Below are 25291 nucleotides of genomic sequence, written 5' to 3'. Positions count from 1 at the left end.
TTTTTTGAATTGGAATTTGCACGGATCAATTTCTTTTACTTACTTTGTGTTTCAAAGTGAGTGTAAAATCACATAATGCCCTACCGGGCTTTTTTTAGATAAATCTTCTTTGTATTTCAAAGTGCTTTATATTATGAAAGGACGATCCATACCTCTGAGAATTCTTGAAACACGGTTAAAGGACAATATGTACAATTTCGGAATATTTGTACTGGTACTGACACTGATCTTTTTTTGTATCGGTGAGGTGATACCGCCGAAAGGAGAAGACGAATATATCGGCTGGTTCTTTGCCAACTATTTCTTTACCTGTACCTATTTTATTGCACTGCTGATCAGCGGGCGTTTAAAAAAGAAAAGAGACGGATTACCCCTGATGATCCTGTTTCTGCTGATATTCCTGGTGAGTGCTTATTCCCTGAACAGGTATTTTGATGTATTCGCGGCATCAGCCTCCTGGTTTGCCGCCACTGTTATCCTTTGTGCAGTAAACTACCTGGCATTTGCTTATCTGCGCTTCCTGCCGGTATTAGTCAGACTATGCATGTTCTTTCTGCTGGGCCTGTCTTTCTGTTGTTTCCTGTATATGACGGTATATATATTTCCTTTCAGTCTGTATGGTATGATGGGCTTCTTTTTACTGGGGATTCCCTTACATGCGATTCTGCCTTTATTACTTTGCGTATATACGATCCGCGTATGGAGAAAGAACCGTCAGCAAAGGAGTAGCTATGATATCGCCTTCTTCTCCGGTATCGGAGCGACGGTATTACTGATAGTGATTTATGCGTCGCTCTGGCGCATGACTGTATTAGAGATAAACAAACAATATGTCATTGATACTTCCGAAAATGGTTTGCCTCAATGGGTGAATCTTGTATCGAAAATCCCATCTGGTCCTGTTGCACAGAAAGTGCTGGTGTCAGATATGGGTTATACTGTACCGGACAACTGGGGAGAAAGCAACTTCTTTTTTGGGAGATCCCGGAGCGAGCGGGTATTACATGATCCACTGGTGATGATTGCTGCTACCCTGGGAGGGACAGTTTTTGTTCCCTGGGAGGATCGTACACATATACTGGATGCTTTGTATGACCATCAGGCAGATAAGGAATTGCATCTCTGGTCGGATGAAGATCTTGTTACTTCACATGTACAGACAGCTACGCAGATCTGGCCCGCACTACGCCTCGGCTATACGGAAAAGACTATCAGTGTCAAGAATGAAGGAGAGAAAGACCGTTTCAATCAGCAAGAGGCTATTTACAGATTTCAGTTGCCCGAAGGTGCTGTCGTCTCTTCTCTTTCTCTCTGGATCAATAACAGAGAAGAGAAGGGTATTCTGACCACAAAAGCGAAAGCGGATAGCGCCTATACCAGCATCGTAGGTTATGAGCGCAGAGATCCTTCTGTCGTGCATTGGCGGGAAGGGAATATGGTAGCCGTACGTGTATTTCCGGTATTAGCAGGAGAGGAGCGTCAGTTCAAGATCGGTATTACAGCCCCCTTGTCGCTGGAGCATGGTCAGCTGGTATACCGCAACGTTCCGTTTAAGGGTCCTTCGGCTAATGGTGCCCGTGAGCGGGTAGATGTGCAGTTTGAAACGGTACCTGCTGACCTGCATTACTCAGCGGCGTTTAGTCGTGAGGGTCGACAAACCCTGGTGAATGCCGGTGGTTACCGTGAATCGTGGGAAGTGTCTCTGAAAGATGAAGGTCTGGCGCATCAGGTATTCAGCAATAAAGGTGTGACCTATATAGCGGCGCCTTACAGGAAAGAGTTGGGCGAGGCGGATATTAAAGCGGTCTACCTGGATATCAATAGTGCCTGGACTGCTGCTGAAGTCAATAAGGTATGCGCGCTTTTGAGCAACTATCGGGTATGGGTGGCTGCAGGTGCCGAATTACGGGAGATGACAGCTGCTAACAGCGATGAATTGTACAAGCAATTATCCGCGCAGCGTTTTAGCCTGTTTCCTTTCCATAAAATTGCCGATGCCGATAAATCCCTGTTGATCACAAAAAGCGTTATGCAGTCACCGGGTTTTGATGACCTGGGCAATTGCACCTTTACAACTGAGCTGAAGCAATGGTTAGGCGCATCGCATCATGTGATGTTATTCAACCTGGGGGGAACCTTATCGCCCTATCTGCGTACATTAAAAGAATGCCGCAGCTTCCGCTATGACCAGGGAGAAATGAGCGATTTACAGGCATTGTTAGAGCGCAAACGTTTCCCGCAGGATATTGAAAATGATCAGCGTGTTGTGATAGAATCGGCTGATATGGTGATTACAGCACAGGCGGGAACAGGCGGTACAACTGCACCTGATCACCTGCAACGTTTATTTGCGTATAATCATATTATGCATGCGATGGGTCCACATTTGCTGACAGGCGGAGAAACGGCGGATACGTTGGTAGCGGAAGCGCAGGAAGCGCATATTGTGACTCCTTTGTCCAGTCTGATCGTCCTGGAGACACAGGCAGACTACGACCGTTTTAATATCAAGGATAGTAATGGTAATCTGAAGAATGCCGCGATACAACATAAAGGAGCCGTGCCGGAACCACACGAGTGGGTGCTGATCATTGTAGCTGTGTTGCTGCTCATAGGACTGAAATACCGCACTGTTTTTTCAAAACGATTTAACTGGATCAATGGCTAAGCATTTCTATCATATACTGCTGAAGACGATATACGCGGGTCGCTGCTGGCCGCTGCTGATCTTCGGCTGTTATGGGTTCATCCTTTTTTATGGCCTTCATGCCTATCATGACTGGTTTTCAGCCAGCAGCATACTGGGTGTGCTGGTGCTGGTAACAGTCACCTCCTTTAAACATAGTGAAAAAGGAGGGTTCCGTTTCTTTTTGCTGGCACTTCTGCCCTTATTGCTTTATCTGCTGGTACCAGCCAATACTTTGCTCTGGACTGCCGCCATATGTGGTTGTCTTTTCCTGGCCGAAACCTTTTTTGGGCGTATCAATCCTTTGCCTTTAATGGTGCTGGGAATCATCACGCCGCTATTTAAAAGTGTGGCGGATGTGTTCAGCTTTCCGATCCGGTTGGTATTGACAAAGTGGGCAGGAGCTGCATTGCAATTGATGGGAGGTGGTATCAGCGTACAAGGCAATATGATTGTCATGAACGGAGAAGAGTTTTCTGTAGACCCCGCTTGTATGGGTTTACAGATGACCGTTACAGCACTGTTGTGCGCGATTATGATCATCGGTTTTTACCAGCGGAAGTATCAGAAAGTATTGTCTGCACGTTTGGTATTGGTGGCTTTGCTGCTTGTCATGGTACTTAATATAGGGTCCAATCTGTTGCGTATTATCTTCCTGGTATGGCTTCGTATCATGCCGGATACCGTGTTACACGATGTGGCGGGTATCATGTGTTTGCTGGTGTATGTGATCGCACCTGCATTGTTTCTGCTACGCTGGATGATCAACAGATATGGCTATCCGGAGCAGGTACACAGGCGTCGTTATATATTGCGTTCTGCATTGAAAATGGTGTTACTGCATGTGTCATTGGTCAGTGTGATGTTGCTGGCATTTGTATACAAACCTTTTGTAGTAGCTGACAATGTGGCCATAAAACAAGCGCCGGGGATCCCTGGTTTTGCGGTGACCAGACTACCCGGAGATATTGTCAAATTGCAGAATGATAGTTTGCTGGTGTACATCAAACACATCCCCAACGGCTACTATTCTGAACACCATCCCATGATCTGCTGGAAGGGGAGCGGTTATAACTTTTACAGGGTACAGGAGACGCCGGTTGACGGTCACCAGATCTATACCGCCCGGTTACAGCAACAAAAGGACATTCTTTATACGGCCTGGTGGTATGATAATGGGTTAGTAGCAACCAACAGCCAGTTGCAATGGCGCTGGGATGCGCTTGTAGGGGCGCATCCCTATTCGCTGGTCAATGTTACGGCTGCTTCCGAGAAGGAATTGCAGCTGGCGGTAAAAGAACTGCTGGCGAAACGTCGCCTGTCAATGTACTTCTAAGCTGCCCAGACAGTCCCTCACCGCTGATCTCCCTAGAATAATTTCTGTAACCAAATGGTTTCTTATGTATTTGTAACCGATCGGTTAAATAATGTTTTATTCCGCTAACATTTCAAATCTATCAGAAAACATGACAAGCGAACCATTTGTTATTGAACGTACATATGATGCTCCTGTAGAGCGGGTATGGGAAGCCATTACCAGCAAGGAGCAGATGAAGCAATGGTATTTTGATACGCCTGATTTCAAAGCCGAATCAGGCGCCGCATTCCACTTCTACGGGATAGGCCCGAAGGGGGAACGGTTCAAACACCTCTGTAAGGTAACGGAGGTGGAAGAAAATCGTAAGCTGACTTATAGCTGGCGGTATGAAGGTTTTAAGGGGGATTCCCTGGTCAGCTTTGAGTTGTTCCCTGAGGGAGATAAAACCAGGTTGAAACTGACACATGCCGGTCTGGAGACTTTCCCGCAGGACAATGCCAGCTTCAAAAAGGAGAATTTTGTAATGGGTTGGACCCAATTGATCGGTACTTCCCTGCGGGAGTTCGTAGAAAAGGCATAGTCTTATTCCAGTAGATCATCCAGTCTGGAAAGATTATCCATAAAGATAGGATGGTGATAGTCGTCCAGCCGTTGTAAGGTCACTACCAGCCGATACTGTTCCAGGGGACTGAGGTCGCCCAGTATCAGCCGGGAGATCTTATCCATATTGCCGTACAGGCCAGCCAGCAATTCCCTGCCTTTTACGCTTACGCGCAGCGCCTTGCTGCGTTTATCTTCTTTATGTATGGTTTCTTCCATATAGCCCAGTTTTACCAGCCTTTTGATAATCTCCATACCGGTGGGCTTTTCATGCCTGTTCTGCTGTATCAACGCTGTTTTGTTCATAGGTTCATATTGCAGCAGGGAAACCATGTATCCGAATTCGTCCATCGACTGAAGGGGAGATCCTTCCAGTGCTCTCTTTATATACAGTTTGGCATAACGGTACATATAAACGATCAGTTTACTGATCAGTCCAGGCGTATGTGCATCGCCATATCCTTCTTTTGTAAGCGGTGTGTCGTGAAAAGGGACCGGCGGTAGTTCCCTTGTTTGTAACCAGGCAATGAAGTCATTTGTTTTTGGCTCCTTACCCGTCGATCGTTCATATTCTTCAGCGAGAACGATCAGGTCTTTCAGGAATGTATAATCCAATGAAAACTATTTTGGCAATAATAATAAGATTATATAGTAAAACTGGTATAAAAACATTTTATACTTACCACTTAATGATATATTATTGTACCAATTTGGTGTGTAAACATACTTGTTTCCCCTGCACACAACATTTTTATTATTGAAGAACCCCCCATAGCGGAATTGAAAAACGGTTTGAATGGAACATTTCGACTACATCATTGCCGGCGCCGGATGCGCTGGAAGAAGCCTGGCTGTACATCTTATTCATGCCCGCAAACTGGCGGGTAAAAAAGTTCTTCTGGTAGAAGATATTGAAGACAAGGAACACCGGCAGCATTGGTGTTTCTGGGAAAAGGATCCCGGTCTGTTTGACGAGATTGTCTCTCACTACTGGGCTAAACTATCATTTACGGGTAGTGAGGGCCATCAGGTGCTAGACATCGCTCCCTATCATTATAAAATGATTACTGCCGACCGCTTTTACGATTATACCCAAAAGCTCATTACATCAGCTCCCAATGTAACGGTCCGGAAAGGGTTGATAGGGAAAGTTTTTAACACACGGGGAAAATCGGCAGTGATTATCGACGGACAACGTTTTACAGCGGAATATGTGTTTAAAAGTGGTCAGCCTCCGCTGGCGTCAGACGCTGCGGAGAGCAACCTGATCCGGTCTTTTAAAAGCTGGCAGGTGGAGACCGTCACACCTTGTTTTGACCCGGATATGGCCACCCTGATGGATTTTAAGGCGGTGTCATTAGACGATAGCGGTTTCTTTTATACCCTGCCATATTCCTCTACGAGAGCAGTGATAACGTATACACTTATTGCGGAGGAAATACCTGGTGAGGAGATGTACGATATGGTGTTACAGCGCTATATGCGACAGGAATTACAATGTAGCCTTTATAGCATCAGTCATTCAGAGACCGGGCATATACCCCTGTATGAATATGCCCGTAACAGTGTCGATGACAGGATTATCTATCTCGGTACCGGCGCTTATGATATCAAAGCTTCCGGCGGTCACGCGTTCCGCTTTATACAACGGCACTCGCAACATATCGCCCAGCGGCTCCTGGATGGGGAGCATCCTGCTACCGGCGGCATCCGTTTTGATCGTTTTAGTTTTTATAACAGCATCTTTCTTCGTTTACTCGCGTTGCCCGGGGTATCTTTAAAAGGGCTCTTTTCACGCTTATTCCAGCGAAATGCACCTGCTACTATTCTGAAATTCCTGGATCATGAAACCTCGTGTTGGGAAGAATTACGTATCTTCACAACTCTACACAAACGGGCTTTTGCAACAGAAATATTCAAGAAATTGAAAGGACAAATTTCATCCACAGCGAAAAGTTTTTAGTGTTTGAATGCAATACTACAGCAGGAATTAAATAGATTGACTGAATTAGCGGCTTTGGTTTGCAATGTACAGGTAGCAACGATCTCTATCAGTGATGATCAACAGCCATCCGTTGTCATTGCACATGGCATTGCTATAACCGTACCTGAAGCTTCATTCCATCGTACATACGATCTGCAGGACAATACCGGGCGTATGCTGGGTACCCTTACGCTTAGCGATACCCGTTCACTTCAGTGGGACCGTGGCCAGGAAAAGGCAATCGCCTTGCTGGTCCAGGAGATCGTCTCTCATATTACAGATCATTATCATTATGAGGAATTGCTGGATAGCGAGCGCAATTTCAGGGCTTTCTTTGAGAATTCTCATGGTTTGATGTGTACACACGACCTGGAAGGCAGGTTACTAAGCGTAAATAATGCCTGTGCAGCTATATTGGGTTATACCTGCGAGGAAATGAAGGACATGACCTTGGCCGACATCGTTCCTGCCCAATATGAAAATGAGCTCCATGCTTATCTGAAGAAAATCGGTACGGAAGGGAAAGCGCATGGTCTCATGATTACCATTCATAAAGATGGGACCATGGGCTCTGTATTGTTCAACAATGTGCTGTTCAGGAATCTCAAGGGGGAATCTTATGTGATCGGCAACGCCATTGATGTAACGGAAAGGCAGGTATTGGAAAGAGACCTCAAGCGTACCCGTGAGATACTGGAACGTACCAGCCAGATGTCCCGTATCGGGGGATGGGAAGCTGACCTGGTGAACCGGGAACTGTTCTGGTCTGACGTCACAAAGGCTATTCACGAGGTACCTGGTAATTTTCAGCCAACCATGGCCACGGCCATCGGTTTTTATAAAGAAGGGGATAACCGGGAGGCTATTTCAGAAGCGCTCCGCATTAGTGTGGAAACAGGGGAAGCCTGGGATCTGCAGTTGCAGATCATCACTGCGAAAGGACAGGAGAAATGGGTCAGGGCGATTGGTAACGCTGAATTTGAAAACGGCAAATGTAAACGTCTGTATGGCACCTTCCAGGATATATCTGCTACCAAAGAAGCGGAACACCAGCTGATCCTGCAGAAGTCCAATCTGGCCGCCGCCAAGCAACAGGCGGAGCAGGCGAATATGGCCAAATCAGAATTCCTGGCCAATATGAGCCATGAGATCCGGACGCCTCTAAACGGTGTGATCGGGTTTACCGAACTGGTTTTAAAGACTGATCTGAATGAAACACAGCACCAGTATCTGTCTATCGTCAACCAGTCGGCCAACGCCCTGCTGAGCATCATCAATGATATCCTGGATTTTTCTAAAATAGAATCCGGTAAACTCGAACTGGATATTGACAAATACGATCTATATGAATTCAGCAGCCAGGTAAGTGATATCGTCAGTTATCAGGCCCAGCACAAAGGTCTGGAGATGTTGCTGAATGTATCCACACAATTACCCCGGTTTGCCTGGTTTGATGAAGTCCGCCTGAAACAGATCCTCATTAATCTCCTGGGAAATGCGGTTAAATTCACCAGTAACGGAGAGATCGAATTAAAGGTACATCCCCTGGAATTCCTGGAAGACGACAAAGCAAAAATACGCTTTGAAGTAAGGGATACCGGTATCGGTATCAAACCGGAAAAGCAGCTGAAGATATTTGAAGCCTTCCGCCAGGAAGATGCTTCCACCACGAAAAAATACGGTGGTACCGGATTAGGACTGACCATCTCCAATAAGCTGCTGGCACTGATGGGAAGCGAACTACACATTGAAAGCGGTGTTAGTCAGGGTAGTACTTTTTATTTTGATATTGTATTAACCACGGTAGAAGCGCCCGCCGAAAACCAGGATAACCTGGAACGTATCAAAGACGTCCTGATCGTAGATGATAATGACAACAACCGTCATATCCTGAAGGAGATGTTACAGATGAAAGGGATCTCCTGTACGGAGGCCCGTAGCGGATTTGACGCACTGGAATTATTATCGGCCAATGATGGTTATGACATCATCCTTATGGATTATCACATGCCGTATATGGACGGACTGGAAACTGTCAGAAAGATGCGACATCATTTCGGTATGAAACCCCGTGAACAGGGCATTGTACTGTTGCATAGCTCTTCTGATGATGAACGGATCATTACCGCCTGTGAGCAATTAGGTATCGGACAACGGATGGTGAAACCGATTAAAATTCATGAATTATATAATAGTCTTTCCTTACTGATCAATAAAGAAAAGCGAAAACGCCACCAGCAGGAACAGCAAGCAGAACAATGGATTGGTGGCCGTTTAAATATCCTGATTGTGGAGGATAATCCGATTAATATGTTGCTGGCGACCACCGTCGTTAAACGTATCGCACATGATGCCCGTATTTATGAGGCACAGGATGGTATAGACGCTATCCGGATCTGCCGCGCACAATTGCCTGATCTGATCCTCATGGATATACAGATGCCTATCATGAATGGTTATGAAGCAACAGGCCGCATCCGCGAGATCAAAGGAGGACAGCGTATACCCATTATTGCATTGACCGCCGGTAACCTGAAAGGAGAAAGAGAAAAGTGTATGGAGGCGGGTATGAATGACTTTATTTCCAAGCCGCTTATACAGGAGAAACTGATGGAACTCTTCCGGAAATGGCTGACCGTTCCAGTGGAAGAAGAACCCGTGCATCTCACTACTGTCAGGGAAGTGAAAGAAGAGCATTTCAATATTGCTACCTTAGAGACATACCTGATGGGAGAGGACAGGGCGGTATTAAAACAGTTGCTAAAACTGACGATCGATGAATTGAAATCGGCGATATCAGAATTACAGTCGGCAGCAGCAGCGGTAGATATCCGCAAGATCAACCGTATCGGGCATAAGATACGTGGTACCTCTCAGATCATAGGTTTGAGTAAATTATCGCGTATTGCTGATGAGCTGGATATGCTGACGGTGAAACATGAGCCGGAATTCAGTCAGCTGATGGAAGCAATGCAGCTGGAATCTTTGCTGACGATTCAGTTGATGGAAGAGCAGATTGCAACCTATGGGTAAATTAGGAATTAAGAATTAGGAATTAAGAATTAAGAATTCGAAGGATTGGGCTCTATGGGTGTAATTGACTGCTATGGGTAAATGTAATATGGTGAAATCAGCAATTTATTGTCTTATAAAAAGAAAGGAGCTTCCAGTGATAGAAGCTCCTTTCTTATAATTCTTAATTCCTAATTCTTAATTCCTAATTGAATTAGTCCGCATTGTTCACGAAGAAGTTAAACTTCTTAATATACGCCTGTTTCAGCTTTTCATCCGTCTCAGTAAAGAAATAGCCATGATAACCACGATCAAGTGTCGTATACTTTACACCTTCCAGCTGTAACTTTCTTGAATCAACCACACCAATCAGTTTGTCTTTGTGGAATACCAGTACGGTACGGAAACCAGGAGACGGATCGTCTGCTGCGCTTTCGTAGTTGTAGTATTCTATATATGGCTTGTTATTATCCATGGCTTCCAGCTGGAATTGCTGTATGAAAGATTCCATCCCGGCTTTTGTTTTCTCCGGTTGTGCTTTCATGTAGTTTGCCAGTGCATTTTCAATAATAGTGGCCTGTTTGAGTTTGTCTTGCTGTACAGCGGCATGGAATACGCCGGTGTTCACCCCTTTATCGTTCTTGAAAGTCATTTCAATAACAACATCCTCTAACACCTTACCGACAGTCTTACCATTTGCAATGATCGGAGATCCTTTTTTCAGTACCTGCCCTTCCTGTTGCGCATCGGTCAGTTCTGTCGTGACGAGGGTGGCTGACCATCCTTTGGTAGGAATACCTGCTTCCAGTTCTACGTTATCATTTACCTGGGCCACAGGTTTACCATTGGCCTCATCCAGCAGTGTAACGGTACCGGCTGCCCTTTCCCTGATAATCTTCTCCGTAACCGGTTTTTTGCCTTCCGGAGCAGTAGTGGGCTTAGGTTTGGTTTTCGCCGGTTTTTCTGCTTCCTGTACGGTGCTGTCGGCCTGCTGCTCATGTTGTTTGTTTTCGACACAGGCAGTCAGCAGCAGTGCTAATAAAAGGTATGAATGATTTTTCATGATCGCTAAAATTAGTGAATATAAACTTGTTTCAAAGCCTCGCGTCCCATAAATACCGGGAAATATTGCATTTCCGCTTTGGCCGGATTGAGATAGTATTTTCCGGTATAGCGGGGGAGCAGGGAAACGGTAAAAGTGTGTTTACCTGCTGTTAGCTGCGTACAGAAAATGCCGACCTTTTCCTTGAAGTGTTCGCGGTGTACTTCATTGTTGCTCCATTGCCCGGATTTGTCTGCATAGGAACAACCGGCAGGGATAGGTATTTCCACGAGTACATAATCGGCTGTTTGCTTTGCATAAACAGTGACGGTCAGTGTAACAGGTTTACCTGCTTCCAGGGTTGCCAAAGTGGTATTGGCATCAGCGAAAACGGACGTCACATCAAACAGCCCCGCGATCTTTTCCGGTGCTTTATTAAAGAACTGCTGATAAGCGGTGAAATAGACCGGTGTTTTGCCTTGTTTACGAATGGTGATATCCCCGGCAGTGACAGTATCTGTATACGGGAATTGAGTGATCTTTTTCCCGTTGATATCGACTGTGGCGGCTGATTGTGCTTCTTCCTGCATGACATCCGGCAGGATGGTTTCCAGTATTTGTGCCGATTCATAGGTATTCCGCCAATGACCAGTTTGGCGTTGTTCCAGGAAGTAAGCTCTTATGCTTTGCAGCAGTGCATCATGACCACCTGCATGACGGAGTATTTTGTACATCTGTAAAGTAGACTGGATACTGTTATTGAATAGATGAACAGTATCTTTCCCCCAGAAGGTATTACCGAAGACGGTCTGCTGTTGGCGGGAAAGCAGTGTGGACAGATCAACAGGGAGGCCTGTTTGTTGTTGCAGTAAGGTCAGTCTGATCGTATCGTAGCCATTTTTACCCGACCGGGCAATCAGGCTGTCAATATTGGATTTGTAATCAATGCTGGCATTTAGCTGTGACAATAAAAGCATGTAGCCAATACTGTCATTACACCTGGTAGCTGTCAGTTCCCTGGTGAGCAGGTTGATGATACTTTCTTTATTGAGATCCGTCTTGTAACCCTGTGTCTCTGCCATTATCATAGCCTCTGTTACATGTCTGGTGATCCAGAGTGATGCAGGGGATTCTCTCCACCAACCCCACATGCCCTGATTCTTTTGCTGGTTTAATTTATCGATAATGCGTTTGATATCCTTGTTTTTTCCGAAGTCTTTGTGAAGAGAAGCAGCTATCTTCTTTTCCAGCAGGAATGCTTTCAGTTTTGATGCCAGTTGCTCGTTGCACAGGTATTTATAATTTTCCACCTGTTCTATTTCATCTGTCAGTATGGGTAGTACGGCAGATACTGCGTGGACGACCAATGGTGAATGATAAGCCGGTGTATATGTAAAGGAGGTATCATTCCGCAGCGCGGTAAAGAGGTCCTTTGTCTCTGTCGTTCCACGTTCTATAACAGGGATTTTTCGTTCTTCTCCGTCCATGTAGCCTTCTTTTTCGACCGTGTACCTGAACTGGATGCTATCCGTAGTATTGATCACTACCGGCACCGTATCAATGATGGCATTTGTCAGATAGCCATTGGCATGTTTCAGGAGATTGTTATTGACAAAGAAGGATCTGTTGATATTCATACTGTCTGACGCGTAATTCAGTGCTTTTCCGATCACCAGTACGGAATCGCCATTGACAGTAAAGGTAGGAATGGCGAGTGTGCCAGTTAACGTTTTGAAAGAGCGGATAGCCATTTGATTTATGCCTGCTTGTTTCTTACCTGACATGGCGATAACAGTTGTTTGCCATTTAGTGATGTCATCAGGGTAAGTCACTTTAAAAGAAGCATTACCGTTGGCATCCGTCAGTAGTGCAGGTTGCCAGAATGCGTCGTCTCTGAAATTACTGCGCAGGCTGTAAGCGGGTATTCCCTGGGGTAATTCGTTCATATCAGGAAGCGCTTCTTCGCCTTGTGTTTCCAGTATTATTTCATGGGATGATGGGGCTATTGTGATATGCACGCCGGCTGCTTTACCTTGTAACGCTTCTGCAAAGTTCCGGTAGTGTATGTTTGTGATCTGTTCAGAAGTAATAGTACTTACAGCATATCCCAATGCTTTCTGTTCCCTTTTTATACCTAGCGCCGTTACAACGACTTCCTGCATCCTGTTTGAACTTTGATGCATTGTTATGACATAATCAGTGGCATCAGTGACCGGGATGCTCACCATTTCATAGCCGACAAAACTGATGTCAAGTGTTTCTTCTTTCATCACCCGTATACTAAAGCGTCCGTTTTCATCAGTAGCTATACCGGTTTTACTGCCAGCTATTTTTACACTTGCCCACTGTACCGGATAGAAATGTTCATCCTGTACTATACCGGTAATCCATACGGAGGTAGTGTCTTTTGACTTAGCTGTATTGAACTGTCTGATATAGGTTTCGATAACAGATTGTTTTACCCCGGGAATCGTCAGCGCTTTTCTCAGGAGTGTATCCAGTCTTTTGCTGCTATTATCGGCAGCAAGGATAGGTAGTGTGTCAAACAAATAACCATGCAGGACGCCGGATCTCAGAAACAGACTATCCTGGAGCAGATATCTGTTATCATTCAGCAGGATGATCATCTTGTAATATCCGGGATGCATGTCAGTGAACTGTCTTTTGTCAGGGCCGAAAGCACGTACCGTTGATGAACTGTCATATCTGAAGAAAAGGAACTGTTGTATGCTGTTGGACAATTTCTGTTCCTGCTGCCCGAAACTGATCTGGACCCTGCTGTCGGAACGGTCTTTATAGGCCCGGGTGAATTGTTTGCTGATAGTAAGGAGCATTTCATCCTGATGTTTCCTTATCATGCTATCTACCAGTTTTCCTGTCAGTGCCAGCGACGATAAACTTGTGTCGCGGGTTACATTTTCATAGATGTCAGCCAGATCCTCTTTTTGTTCTTTTTCTTTGACAAAGCCTTCCCTGATGTCAAACAGATAACCCGGTTCCGGCGTAAATGACTGGATGAAACTATTTTTCTTGATGAGTAAAGCATCTGCTTTTGTCATAGGGCCGATTAATAAATCCCGCCAGCGATATTCAGGGGCTGCAATAATGTTATTTACTTCATAGAATTGACTTTGCTGCCGGATGTATACCTGATCATCAGGCGTAAATGTATTTTCCAGTCGCAGCATATACCGGTCAAGCGTAGCCATTTCATAGGTTGTCAGAGAATAAGGTACCCGCTCCACGGCATATCCTGGCAGCTGTATGGCACTGTTAATACTTATAAATGTTTTTACTCCCTTTTGTGCCACCATATCAAAACGGATAGATTGATAGAGTGTCCGTATCCCGATACTGTGTTTACCTGGGGTTACGGCAAAGCTGTAAGGGCGTGAAGGGAATGACCGTGTGTAATAAACGGGCATCCCGTCTATCTCCAGTATTTCAGCTGCCTGCATATGCCCTTCTGAAAATACATAGGGAGCTATCTGTGTGACACTGTCAGGAGTCGGCTCTGTAAATGTGAAAACGCTGTCCGGGTGTGTAAACCTGAAGAATGGCAGTGTATCCAGTCCCATTTTCTTTCTGTACGTCAGCCAATCAAGTGTCAGAAAAGCGGAAGGATGCAAAGCATGAGAGGAACTATCTACCATAGGATACAGCTTTCTTTTTTTTGTTTGTAGTCCGAAAGCACTGATCGCGATATCCGTGTTTCCCCAGAATTTACTGGTATACCCAAATGCCGTCAGATCTGCGCCGGCTACAGGTCGCTGGTACTTGTCAGTTACGTGGATGTTTATGTCAGTTGTTTGTCCGGGGTAGACGGTGCGGGGTGTCGTTACTGCGACATGCAGTCTTCCTCCCGGATCTTGTAACGCTTCCCCTTTCTGCATTATTTTGTTCTTCCATATGTAATTGACGTACACGTAATATTGCTTGTTATGTTTTGTAGATCCCTGCCAGTGAAGGGAATCACTATAACCGCGTTCAACTATCTTTTTCCCGCTTATGATCGTATACCATAAAGGTAGTTGTAAGGGATTTTGTACCTGTATCCCGGCGATATCGTCATGCCAGTTGCTGAGCAGGCTGATGTCCGGTAAGTTTGCATCAACCACATAATGTTCAACAGTATTTCTGCTGATGACCGCATAATGGTCCGAAAATGGAGAAAGTTTTATTGCTGCAGGCAGCGGTCTGTAATATTTTCCGATTGTATCATTTCGCTGGTTGAGCGCAGCGATCAATACATTCTCTGTACCTGATGCAGGTATAAGCCGTGTAATATGCAGCGTATCATGACTGGTCCGGAAATTAAAACCGCTGTTATTGTAAGCATATGTTGCCGTGAGGATATTCGTTTTCCGTTCATTATTACTGTTTGTGAAGACGCATGTGATCCTATATGTCAGATCTGCTTTGGGAAATATGCTATCAGGCAGCATGATCCTGGTTTCTCCCAATATATCCAGGCCTCCGCTATATTGCCACAGTGTGTCAGGAACTACTATATTCTCATACATTTTTCCTATACTCTTCAATTCGACATACAAACAGATCTTGCCATCCATTACCGGCAGGTCATTTTCATCTTTTGCGCTGAGATATACAGAAAGCGGATCACCTGCTTTATGTGTAGACTTATCTGCTCTTGCAGAGAAGGTAAGTTGTTGCAGCTCGTATTCTTCCAGTTTGAAACTTCCCTGGAGCAGAATAGTCCGTTTGGCTGCATATTCTTCATCTGTGAGATCTCCATCGTAATTATTAAGATCATATTTGCGGCTTTCAGGCGTTTCAAAAGAAATGCGGTAAGTGCGATCGAGTGTTAAATCAAGTTGTTCAATCAGTGCCGGAGATAACACAAACTGATAGTGATAGTTGCCAGGTGTTGCCGGCATAATGGCAGTTAATATCGTATCCACATCGAAATCCTTGTCTACCAGCCTTACCAGCACCTTCTTATTGTATGCGAATCCTTTTTTGTTGCTCAGAAATCCTTTGAATTTTACCGTATCACCGGGTTTATAAGCAGGTTTATTGAATGCGATGTAGCTCCCATACCTGTATCGATTATTTTGTGTGTTGTAGTAATCAGACCTGACACGTGGGTTATTGTATTTTAAACGTTGAATGATGTTCGGACGCCTTCTTTTAGCATAACGATTGATAACCCGGCTTAAGGGGATGCAGTTCAATACGCCCTTATAGTATATCTGTAATAATTCCTGCTTGTTGTATTTTTCCTTGCGCCATGTTTGCGTCTGCGCGTCATATGGTAGTTTGTTTTTGCCGATGCGGACTTCCGCATCTCTGATCAGTGCTCCCTGCTGATCGTGTAAGATGACCATCAGGTCCCGCCAGTTGAGGCCGAATTTTACGGCTATATTGTTAATAGGAACGAAAGCAGCTTCGAGGTGATCATCCTTTGCACAGACCCGCAGGTAGTTGCCCGGAAGAAGGTTTTCAGGAAGCGGACTGCCGTGCAGCACGGAATCTTTCAAGGTATGCAGACAGGCAGCTATGATTTGCTGCTGTCCCTTCCCTGTGATCTTTATTGCTTCATTATCAGTCAGCTGATACAGGTAGTCGTATTCGCTTGTACGGCGTCCCTGGGATAGAGGATGTTGCGCTGCCGCTGAAATAGATATTATCAGCAACAATAACAGCGTTAAATTTTTCAAAGGCAAAGGATTAAATATCGAAATTTTAGTAATGTTCCGTACTCTAAGATAGCTGAAATAAAAATATTTTCATTTTTCATCTACCTTTGACCATTCAAATGGGATTCATGCATCTGTTTATAAAAAACATGGTTTGTAATCGCTGTATTCTGGTAGTACAGCAGGAGTTGGATAAACTGGAGATACCTTATTCACGCATTCAGCTGGGAGATGTGGAGATGGAAACGGCGCCTTCTGAGGCGAAACTGGACGCCCTGGGCCGGCAACTGCATGCACTTGGCTTTGAAGTACTGGATGACAAGAAAGACGCTTTAATAGAGAAAATAAAGACAACTATTATCCGCCTGATCCATGGCAATGACAACGAGATGCTGAACACGAAGTTGTCAGTTGTGCTGCAGGAAGCCCTTGACGTTGATTATCATTATCTGTCAACACTGTTTTCTTCAACAGAGGGACTGACGATCGAGAAATATGTAATTTTACAACGTATAGAACGTGTGAAAGAACTGTTGCATTATGATGAGATGAATCTCAGCGAAATCGCCGACAGTATGGGATATAGCAGTGTGCAGCATTTGTCTCAGCAGTTTAAGAAGATTACGGGTCTGACGCCAAGTGGCTACAGACAGCTAAAGCATAATGACAGAAAGCCACTCGATAAAGTGTGAGGGGCATGGCTCATAATTATATACATATTCCCCATCATTCTATAACAATCCTTCTCTGACCCGGTAGTAGCTTTGTGAAAAGTTTGGACAATGGCTACAACAACCGGACATATAACAAAAGAAACGTTTCCTGTGCTGGAAATGAGCTGTGCAGCCTGCGCCGTCAGCGTCGCGTCCATGCTGCAATCTGTGCCAGGTGTGTCAGATGCATCGGTGAACTATGCCGATCAGACAGCCCGTGTAACTTATGATAGCGACCGCGTTACGCCTGAAGGATTACGCAATGTGATCCGTGGTATTGGCTATGATCTTGTCATCGATACACATAATCGTGAGCAGGTACAGGAACAGGCGCAGCTGGATCATTATAAATCACTGAAAAAGAGAACATTTGCCTCACTGATATTGTCAGCGCCGGTCGTGCTGATCGGGATGTTCCTGATGGATATGCCGTATGCCAACTGGATCATGCTTGTATTATCGACACCTGTTATTTTCTATCTGGGCCGGCAGTTCTTTCTGAATGCCTGGAAACAGGCCCGTCACGGCAAAGCGAACATGGATACACTGGTGGCGCTGAGTACCGGTATTGCCTGGTTATTCAGCGTGTTTAATACGGTTTATCCTGAATACTGGCATGCCCGTGGCTTACATGCGCATGTGTATTTTGAAGCAGCGGCAGTCGTGGTGGCATTTATATCCTTAGGGCGATTGCTGGAAGAAAAGGCAAAATCAAATACCTCTGCCGCATTAAAAAAGCTGATGGGATTACAGCCTGCTACCGCATTCATTGTGATGAACAATGGTGCTGAAACAAAAGAAATTCCTTTAAGCGAAGTGCAGACCGGTAATCTGTTGCTGGTGAAACCAGGTGCACGGATACCTGTAGATGGCGAGGTACAGAGCGGCAGTTCCTGGGTAGATGAAAGTATGATTACCGGGGAACCGGTACCTGTATTGAAAGAGAAAGGTACAGCGGTATTTGCAGGAACGATCAATCAGCAGGGAAGTTTTCATTTTACAGCAGAAAAAGTCGGCGCTGATACGGTATTGGCACAGATTATCCGGATGGTGAGAGAAGCGCAGGGCAGTAAGGCGCCTGTGCAGCAGCTGGTTGATAAAATTGCGGGCATTTTTGTACCGGTAGTGATTGGCATTGCTATACTGACTTTCGGGATCTGGATGCTTGCAGGAGGGGAGAATGCATTTACACATGGTTTGCTTTCAGCAGTTACTGTACTGGTAATTGCTTGTCCCTGTGCCTTAGGACTGGCAACACCGACCGCGATTATGGTGGGTGTAGGAAAAGGTGCAGAAAATAACATGCTGATCAGAGATGCGGAAAGTCTGGAGCTGGCGCATCAGGTGAATGCCCTGGTATTGGATAAAACAGGTACTATTACAGAAGGAAAGCCGGTGGTGACAGACAGCTACTGGTTGTCTGTTTCGAAGGAGCAACAGGAACTGCAACGCATACTGCTCAGTATAGAACAACAATCTGAACATCCGCTGGCAGCTGCTATTGTGAGAGCGTTGGAGGATAAGGGTGTAGTTGCAATACCTGGCGCATCATTTACCGCAGTAGAAAGTATCACCGGAAAAGGCATACGGGCGCGTTACCAGGGAGTTAAATATCTGGCAGGAAACCTTGCATTACTGGCAGAAAGTGGTATCAGACCAGATGATACTTTGTCGGAAAAGATTGCCGGCTGGCAATCTGCGGCAAGAACGGTGATCGCCTTTGCAGGAGATGAAAAGATATTTGGCATTATTGCTATTGAAGATAAAGTAAAAGCGACTTCGGCTGTGGCGGTGGAGAATCTGCAGAAGCGTGGTATTATAGTGTATATGCTTACGGGTGATAATGAGCATACGGCCGCAGCGGTAGCCGGACAGGTCGGTATTACGCATTATAAGGCAGGTGTGTTGCCCGCAGAGAAAGCTGCATTTGTGCAGTCTTTACAGGAACAGGGGAAAGTGGTGGCGATGGCCGGAGATGGTATTAACGACAGTCATGCATTGGCACAGGCGGACGTCAGTATTGCGATGGGTAAGGGAACGGATATTGCTATGGATGTGGCGAAAATGACCCTGATCACTTCCGATCTGGATGTCATTCCGAAGGCACTGCAATTGTCCCGCAAAACAGTCCGTACAATCCGCCAGAATCTTTTCTGGGCTTTTATCTATAACATTATCGGTATTCCGTTGGCAGCAGGTGTGTTATTTCCGGTGAACGGGTTCCTGCTCAATCCGATGATAGCGGGCGCTGCGATGGCGCTGAGTTCTGTATCAGTGGTAAGTAATAGTCTGCGATTAAAATGGTCAAAAATTTAATAATATAAATATGGAACAACAATTTAAAACAAATATCAAATGCGGCGGCTGTATAGCGACAGTAACACCTTTTCTGAATGCGGCGGCAGGTGAAAATACCTGGAAAGTAGATACGGCAGCGCCTGAAAAGATACTGACAGTATCGGCTGATGCTGTGTCCGCAGCAGAGATTATCAGTGCGGTGGAGAAGGCAGGGTATAAGGCAGCGCAATTGTAGTCATAGATATATAGTCTTTAGTGTTTTACCGGACTGATAGGTATCAGTCCGGTTTTTTATGGGTTTAAATATAGTCTGACTATAGTCAGACTATACTCATCTTACGCTAATGCTAAGTTCAGAACGGCGCGTTAACGGCGAAGATCAGGTATAAAGTCAGGTGTAGTATAGGGAAAGGCATTATTGCTTCGATTAAAACGTAATAACGGCGTAATAAGGGTGTAGAAGGAATAAGAATAAAGTATCTGACAGAGAAAGGAGGAACGGTATAATAATTGTACTAGGGTAACGTTATTTAACCGGACAGTAAACCCAGGAAACATGTTAAACTCCACCTGGAAATCATTTGGACAACCTGCCAGCAGAACGATTGCATTTTGTATGCTGGCAGGTATTTTCACTTTTGCAGCCTGCAGAACTAATCGGGGCTACGATCCTGCTCCGAGAATGGGAGCGGAGTATCGCTTTGAAGAAGGATTAAGAAAGGAAAAGAATCCGCAATATCTTTTCAGCAAAAAAGAGCGGAAAGACCTGGAAAAAATGGGATATCCCATAGGCGCCCCTAATCAGGCATCTGAATCAGGAGGCGATACCAAACCGGCCACAAAATCTCCGGCCACGGGAGCGTTACAGAAAGCTCCATCTGACAGCCTGCGTACGGACACTGTTTTTAAGGTGAAGCCACAGTAACAGGAATAGGGTTTGTTTGGTTTAGTCTGAATTACTTACATTTGTGGAAATTTTAAAATATCCTCTATGTTAAAGACCTTGTACACCGCTGGGCTTTTCATGGCAGCTACCTGTATGTTTGCAGGTAAAGCCAAGGCGCAGTTGAAAGGTTTCAGTATTGGTCCTTATGCTGAAATCGGCACCCCAGTGGGTGATTTTAAGGACACACATAACGCTGGTTTTGGTGGTGGTTTGAATGCTGATATTAAGCTGATCGCAGGATTTGGTGTAACTGGCTCTGCTGGTTTCATGTATTTCTCCGGAAAAAGCTATGATATCTTTGATATTGAGGGTAACCGGGTTACTGTAAAAGCAGAATCTATTAAGGCGCTGCCGGTAAGAGTTGGTCTGAAGTACAAATTCGGTTTTCCGTTATTGTATGTGAAGGCTGAAGGCGGTAGTGCTACATTCGTAGGTGGCGATTCAGATGCGTACAAAGGTACGGCTGCTATCTTCGCTCCGGGTATTGGTATCCGTGTACTGGGCCTGGATGTGGAAGGAAAATATGAGATGTGGTTTAAAGACGGAACCAGTGGTTTCTTTGGTCTGAAAGCCAGCTATCATTTCTAAACTGAGAAAAGTTGTTGCAATAAGAAAGGGCTTCCGGATTCCGGAAGCCCTTTCTCTTTAGACCTGTAATTACTTTTTGTTCACTTTAACGGCCTTTGACTTCTTCGCTGCGGAAGTGTCAGCCGGTGTTGCAGCAGCAGTATCTTTTCTCATGACTGCTGTGTCGCGTTTAGCAGCGGCAGTATCAGCTGCGGCTGTTGCTGTATCCAGTTTCGCGGCGAAACTGAGTGTGTCTCTGGTAGTAGCAGTGTCTGCTTTAATCGCTACCGTGTCTGCACTTCTGAACGCTACTGTATCTGCTTTAAAAGCAAAGTTGGTAGTGTCTTTGAAGAATGCAGTGTCTTTTGAAAAGCTGACAGTGTCCTTGCCAAAGGCAGCCGTGTCACTTACAAAATTTGCAGTGTCTAACCTGAAGTTCGCTGTATCGTACTTAAAGTTAGCCGTGTCCATTTTGAAGTTGGCTGTGTCTGGTGAGAAATTGGCGGTGTCTGCTTTGAAGTTAGCCGTATCCATTTTGAAGTTAGCCGTGTCTACTTTGAAGTTGGCTGTGTCAAATTTGAAGTTGGCAGTGTCCATTGCAAAATTGGCGGTGTCTGGAGCAAAGTTAGCAGTGTCTCTTACAAAGTTCGCTGTGTCGAGTACGAAGTTTGCAGTGTCTGCATTTGAAGTCATCGCATTTACTGCGTTAGTCTGTGTCATTACGAATGCTCCCAGGCCAGCCATGAGGCCAAATCTCAATAATTGCTTTTTCATGGTTTTTCAATTTAACTGGTTAAAAAATAAAGATCTCAATAAAAGATGGTTGAATACATTTCAACCAAAATCTTGCAAGAATACTCTAACGAAATGTTAAAGTGATTTTACATCTTTTTATGTAATTGATTATTAGTTTGTTGTGAATTTTTCTTGTTTGAGTAGTTTTATGTCGCACGTTAAACTTTACTGGAAAAAGTAAGTCTGTAAATATTTCATAATGTGGATAGGAGGTAACAATGCCGGGTATACGCTTTCACAATTCCGCTATACAGGATGTATAAACTGAGACTGTTAACATTTCGTTGCAGTATTGGTCGTGTGTTGTGCAGGTATGCCGGTATTATTCTCTTGATATTATTGGGGAGGGGTGTTCCTAAATGGATAGGTATTGCTTTTAATACCATATACCTGTCTGGTTATCGCAGTGCTGTAAATAAATGTCAATTAAACACAAAAAGTGCTTATAATTGTTGCAGATATTGAATTTAGGGTGTATATTGTTGTAACAAATCCCGTTATGAAACGAATAATCACATTTGTCGCCACAGCATTTTTGCTGCTGGCAGGAGCAGCTTCTTTTTCTCAGACAATGACTTTAAAAGTAAATGGTCCGCAGTCGGAGGTATCTCCAACGATGTGGGGAATCTTTTTTGAGGACATTAACTTCTCCGCAGATGGCGGTATCTACGCCGAATTAATAAAGAACCGCTCTTTTGAATTTACGGAACCGATGATGGGATGGAAAGAGGTGAAGAAAGAGGGAGCAGGTAATATATTAATAGTGAACAGGGAGACCGGGCATACGGCTAATCCCAGGTATGCACATATCACCGTAACTGCGGACAAAGGTAGTTACGGACTGTTCAATGAGGGTTTCCGTGGTATGGGCTTTAAAAAAGGGTTATCATATAACTTTTCTTTTCTGGCACGCAGCACGGCAGGTAAAGTAAGCGGAAAACTGGTATTAGTGGATGATAAGGGTACCCCTATAGGAGCGGTCGCAGTCTCAGCAGAAGATAAAGCCTGGAAAAAGTATACGGCTACAGTGACCGCTGAGCGTACGGTGGCCAAAGGAGGCGTACAGCTGTTATTTTCCGGTACGGGCGCCCTTGATATGGATATGGTATCGTTATTCCCCCAGGATACCTGGAAACAGCGTCCGGGAGGCTTGCGTAATGACCTGGTACAGTTACTGGCCGACCTGCATCCCGGATTTGTGAGATTTCCGGGCGGTTGTATTGTTGAAGGACGGGATCTGGCCAACAGGTATCAGTGGAAAAAAACGGTAGGTAAACCAGAGGATCGTACGTTAATCGTAAATCGTTGGAATACGGAATTTGCGCATCGGGCACCCGGTGATTATTTCCAGAGCTATGGACTGGGCTTTTTTGAATATTTCCAGTTATCGGAAGATATAGGTGCTGAACCCTTACCGATTCTCAATTGTGGGATGGCATGTCAGTTTAATACAGGAGAGGTGGCAGCTGATGAGGATGTGGAAGCGTATATACAGGATGCGCTGGACCTGATTGAATTTGCCAACGGTGCCACGACAACCGAGTGGGGGCAACTGAGAGCGGAAATGGGGCATCCTGCGCCGTTTAACCTGAAATTGATGGGAGTAGGTAATGAGCAGTGGGATAGTCAGTATATTGCCCGTTATCAGCGTTTTGAGGAGGTGCTGAAGACTAAACATCCTGAGATAAAACTGGTATCCAGTGTAGGGCCATTTTCCAGCGGCGAGCGATTCGATTATCTGTGGTCTAAACTGAAGCCTTCCAAGGCGGATCTTGTAGATGAACATTATTATATGCCACCGGAGTGGTTTCTGAAAAATAGTGCCCGTTATGATAAATATGAGCGGAAAGGGCCAAAGATCTTTGCAGGAGAATATGCCGCGCATGTTAAAGTACCGCAGGGTAAAAAAGAGACAGATACTGCAGAAGGAAGGAATACCTGGGAGAGTGCATTGGCAGAAGCAGCGTTTATGACGGGATTGGAAAGAAATGCGGATCTTGTACAGATGGCTTCCTATGCGCCATTACTTGCGCATGTGGATGCATGGCAATGGAGACCCGATCTGATCTGGTTTGATAATCTGCGTTCAGTGGGCACACCGAATTATTATGTGCAACGTCTTTTTGCTAATAATAAGGGTACGCATACCGTATCTGTTACATCCGGTAATCGGGCATTAACAGGGCAGGAGGGTATTTATGCCAGTGCAACGATTGATAAGCAGGCCCGCAAAATTCTGCTGAAGGTAGTGAATACCACAGATAAGGCGGCAGCGTATACTATTGCGTTGGAAGGCGCTGTAGCAGCAACAGGTACAGCTACGCAGGAAGTGCTGACGGCGAAGGCTAAAAGTGATATCAATACGCTGGATGCACCATCGGTGGTAATACCTGTTACTGCACAGATCAAAGCCGGAAAGAATAAAGTGGCAATTACTGCAGGCGCTAATTCACTGAATGTAATCACGATACCTTATAAATAAATTGTTATTGGTTTTAAACGTTGAAAGGCCCGCGCTGCACAGCAGTAGCGGGCTTTTTGATAGGTATGCATGCAAGGAAGAGATATAAAATTTTGTGAAAAGCGGAAGAAATATTTGTGCTTTGAAAAAAAGATGTAAATTGGTTGTAGAATTGTCTGTTAGCTAACTGCATTCGTCTCAGCTTTGTAGCAACGTTGCTTTAATATCTTCTGCTGAGCGCTGTTTCTCCCCTTTATATTTACGTTGATCAATTACCGCATAAGCGCGGAGAATGATAAATGATCTATGCATTATCATAGTGAGTTTGTTGTTTCATAACTGATATGTCATTCAATGAGTTAAGGAAGGAGATGTTGGCGATTTTTTTTGAAAACACTGACTATCGTCGTACATTGAAACTTAACTTATAGGTGAATTTTTTAAACGGTGAAATAAGACCGGTAATGACAATGAATAAGATCACTTATTATTCATTTCATATTGATGGAGATGACCTGTGTGAAGTAGAGAAGTTTGTGACCATATTTAATAAACCGGCATACGGAGAAGATTATTATAATATCATGTCTGTCATCAGGGAGATGGGCATGAACAGAGGTGCGGAAGCGAAGTATTCCAGCACGAAAGAGCTGCAGAGGCATTACCGCCGCCATATACATCAGGAGATGTAAGGCTTTATTGCAGCAGGATTACCAGAGACATCGTTATACTTGGAAAGGTTGTGTAAAGAAAACGCAGAAGGTACAGCAAAGCAAAGATTGTCTGTTTCATTTTGAGTTAGTGAATGCTTTAAGCACCCAGATCACCCAACGAATCGTTTCTGGCAATCTCAGCGTCGTTAACAGACAGCTTGAAGGTAATTTACAATTTAAAATTGCAGATTGTTATGAGTAAAATTTTCGAAGACGCAATGAATGCACTGCCCGCGTATGGGCTGGAAAGGGCTGCAATGAGCCTCGATGTAGTTGATCGTATCGATGCGATCCCGGAGAGGAAAGGCATGTCGCACCGGGAGCTGGCGGAGGCACTGGGTAAGTCGGAGTCAGAGATCAGCAAATGGATGCGGGGTACGCATAATTTTACATTTGAAACGATTGCAAAGATCAATCTGGCACTCGGTGTAAAAGTATTATGATATAAGTTAGAAACGTCTGATACTGGTAGCTGCCCATAGACTACGCACAATTG

The 25291-nt window shown here is 44.9% G+C and carries 17 protein-coding genes; 13 read left to right on the top strand and 4 right to left on the bottom strand.

Going from position 1 to position 25291, the window contains the following annotated elements:
* Positions 1 to 187: 187 nt before the first annotated feature.
* From CPIN_RS24590 to CPIN_RS24580, 3 genes are all read left to right on the top strand, one after another.
* On the top strand, positions 188 to 2668 hold the full coding sequence (locus CPIN_RS24590) for an XrtN-dependent VIT domain-containing protein (RefSeq protein WP_012792560.1): 2481 nt from the start codon (positions 188 to 190) through the stop codon (positions 2666 to 2668).
* Positions 2661 to 4022, top strand: a complete 1362-nt coding sequence (gene xrtN / locus CPIN_RS24585) for an exosortase N (RefSeq protein ID WP_012792559.1) — start codon at positions 2661 to 2663, stop codon at positions 4020 to 4022. The genes CPIN_RS24590 and xrtN overlap by 8 nt, the downstream gene beginning before the upstream one ends.
* A 130-nt stretch (positions 4023 to 4152) precedes the next feature.
* On the top strand, positions 4153 to 4584 hold the full coding sequence (locus tag CPIN_RS24580; RefSeq protein ID WP_044222386.1) for an SRPBCC family protein: 432 nt from the start codon (positions 4153 to 4155) through the stop codon (positions 4582 to 4584).
* A gap of 2 nt (positions 4585 to 4586) precedes the next feature.
* Here CPIN_RS24580 and CPIN_RS24575 read toward each other — a convergent pair whose 3' ends face one another.
* Positions 4587 to 5219 (bottom strand): MarR family winged helix-turn-helix transcriptional regulator, encoded by a 633-nt coding sequence (locus CPIN_RS24575; protein ID WP_012792557.1) that lies wholly within the window; start codon positions 5217 to 5219, stop codon positions 4587 to 4589.
* A gap of 181 nt (positions 5220 to 5400) precedes the next feature.
* Here CPIN_RS24575 and CPIN_RS24570 point away from each other — a divergent pair, with 181 nt between their 5' ends.
* Both CPIN_RS24570 and CPIN_RS24565 read left to right on the top strand, forming a co-directional pair.
* On the top strand, positions 5401 to 6567 hold the full coding sequence (locus CPIN_RS24570; protein ID WP_012792556.1) for a lycopene cyclase family protein: 1167 nt from the start codon (positions 5401 to 5403) through the stop codon (positions 6565 to 6567).
* 3 nt (positions 6568 to 6570) lie between these two features.
* Positions 6571 to 9621 carry a response regulator gene (locus CPIN_RS24565; RefSeq protein ID WP_012792555.1) on the top strand — a complete coding sequence of 1017 codons (3051 nt, stop codon included), beginning with the start codon at positions 6571 to 6573 and terminating at the stop codon, positions 9619 to 9621.
* Between the two features lie 193 nt (positions 9622 to 9814).
* Here the strand turns inward: CPIN_RS24565 and CPIN_RS24560 are convergent, their stop codons facing one another.
* Together CPIN_RS24560 and CPIN_RS24555 are read right to left on the bottom strand one after the other, a co-directional pair.
* Positions 9815 to 10663: a hypothetical protein gene (locus tag CPIN_RS24560; RefSeq protein WP_012792554.1), complete on the bottom strand. Its 849-nt coding sequence runs from the start codon at positions 10661 to 10663 to the stop codon at positions 9815 to 9817.
* Between the two features lie 11 nt (positions 10664 to 10674).
* Positions 10675 to 16323, bottom strand: a complete 5649-nt coding sequence (locus CPIN_RS24555; RefSeq protein ID WP_044219631.1) for an alpha-2-macroglobulin family protein — start codon at positions 16321 to 16323, stop codon at positions 10675 to 10677.
* 107 nt (positions 16324 to 16430) lie between these two features.
* Here CPIN_RS24555 and CPIN_RS24550 point away from each other — a divergent pair, with 107 nt between their 5' ends.
* The 5 genes from CPIN_RS24550 to CPIN_RS24530 all read left to right on the top strand — a co-directional run bounded on the left by CPIN_RS24550 (position 16431) and on the right by CPIN_RS24530 (position 20847).
* Positions 16431 to 16994, top strand: a complete 564-nt coding sequence (locus CPIN_RS24550) for a helix-turn-helix domain-containing protein (RefSeq protein WP_012792552.1) — start codon at positions 16431 to 16433, stop codon at positions 16992 to 16994.
* A gap of 90 nt (positions 16995 to 17084) precedes the next feature.
* A complete protein-coding gene (locus CPIN_RS24545; RefSeq protein ID WP_012792551.1) occupies positions 17085 to 19331 on the top strand; it encodes a heavy metal translocating P-type ATPase in 2247 nt (748 codons plus the stop codon).
* A gap of 10 nt (positions 19332 to 19341) precedes the next feature.
* A complete protein-coding gene (locus CPIN_RS24540; protein ID WP_012792550.1) occupies positions 19342 to 19548 on the top strand; it encodes a heavy-metal-associated domain-containing protein in 207 nt (68 codons plus the stop codon).
* Positions 19549 to 19869: 321 nt separating this feature from the next.
* Positions 19870 to 20238 carry a hypothetical protein gene (locus tag CPIN_RS24535; RefSeq protein ID WP_012792549.1) on the top strand — a complete coding sequence of 123 codons (369 nt, stop codon included), beginning with the start codon at positions 19870 to 19872 and terminating at the stop codon, positions 20236 to 20238.
* Between the two features lie 66 nt (positions 20239 to 20304).
* Positions 20305 to 20847 (top strand): hypothetical protein, encoded by a 543-nt coding sequence (locus CPIN_RS24530; RefSeq protein WP_012792548.1) that lies wholly within the window; start codon positions 20305 to 20307, stop codon positions 20845 to 20847.
* A 69-nt stretch (positions 20848 to 20916) separates the two neighbouring features.
* Here the strand turns inward: CPIN_RS24530 and CPIN_RS37005 are convergent, their stop codons facing one another.
* Positions 20917 to 21600, bottom strand: coding sequence for a hypothetical protein (locus CPIN_RS37005; RefSeq protein WP_012792547.1), 684 nt, complete (start codon positions 21598 to 21600; stop codon positions 20917 to 20919).
* Between the two features lie 520 nt (positions 21601 to 22120).
* Here CPIN_RS37005 and CPIN_RS24520 point away from each other — a divergent pair.
* From CPIN_RS24520 to CPIN_RS24505, 3 genes are all read left to right on the top strand, one after another.
* Positions 22121 to 24103 carry an alpha-L-arabinofuranosidase family protein gene (locus CPIN_RS24520; RefSeq protein WP_012792546.1) on the top strand — a complete coding sequence of 661 codons (1983 nt, stop codon included), beginning with the start codon at positions 22121 to 22123 and terminating at the stop codon, positions 24101 to 24103.
* A gap of 449 nt (positions 24104 to 24552) precedes the next feature.
* Complete coding sequence (locus tag CPIN_RS24515; RefSeq protein ID WP_044219624.1) at positions 24553 to 24774, top strand: hypothetical protein; 222 nt, start codon at positions 24553 to 24555, stop codon at positions 24772 to 24774.
* A gap of 215 nt (positions 24775 to 24989) precedes the next feature.
* A complete protein-coding gene (locus CPIN_RS24505) occupies positions 24990 to 25238 on the top strand; it encodes a helix-turn-helix domain-containing protein (RefSeq protein ID WP_012792544.1) in 249 nt (82 codons plus the stop codon).
* Positions 25239 to 25291 lie beyond the last annotated feature (53 nt).

It is taken from the genome of Chitinophaga pinensis DSM 2588, from assembly GCF_000024005.1.
GTDB classification, from domain to species: domain Bacteria; phylum Bacteroidota; class Bacteroidia; order Chitinophagales; family Chitinophagaceae; genus Chitinophaga; species Chitinophaga pinensis.
This window is presented reverse-complemented; position numbering and strand designations above follow the sequence as displayed.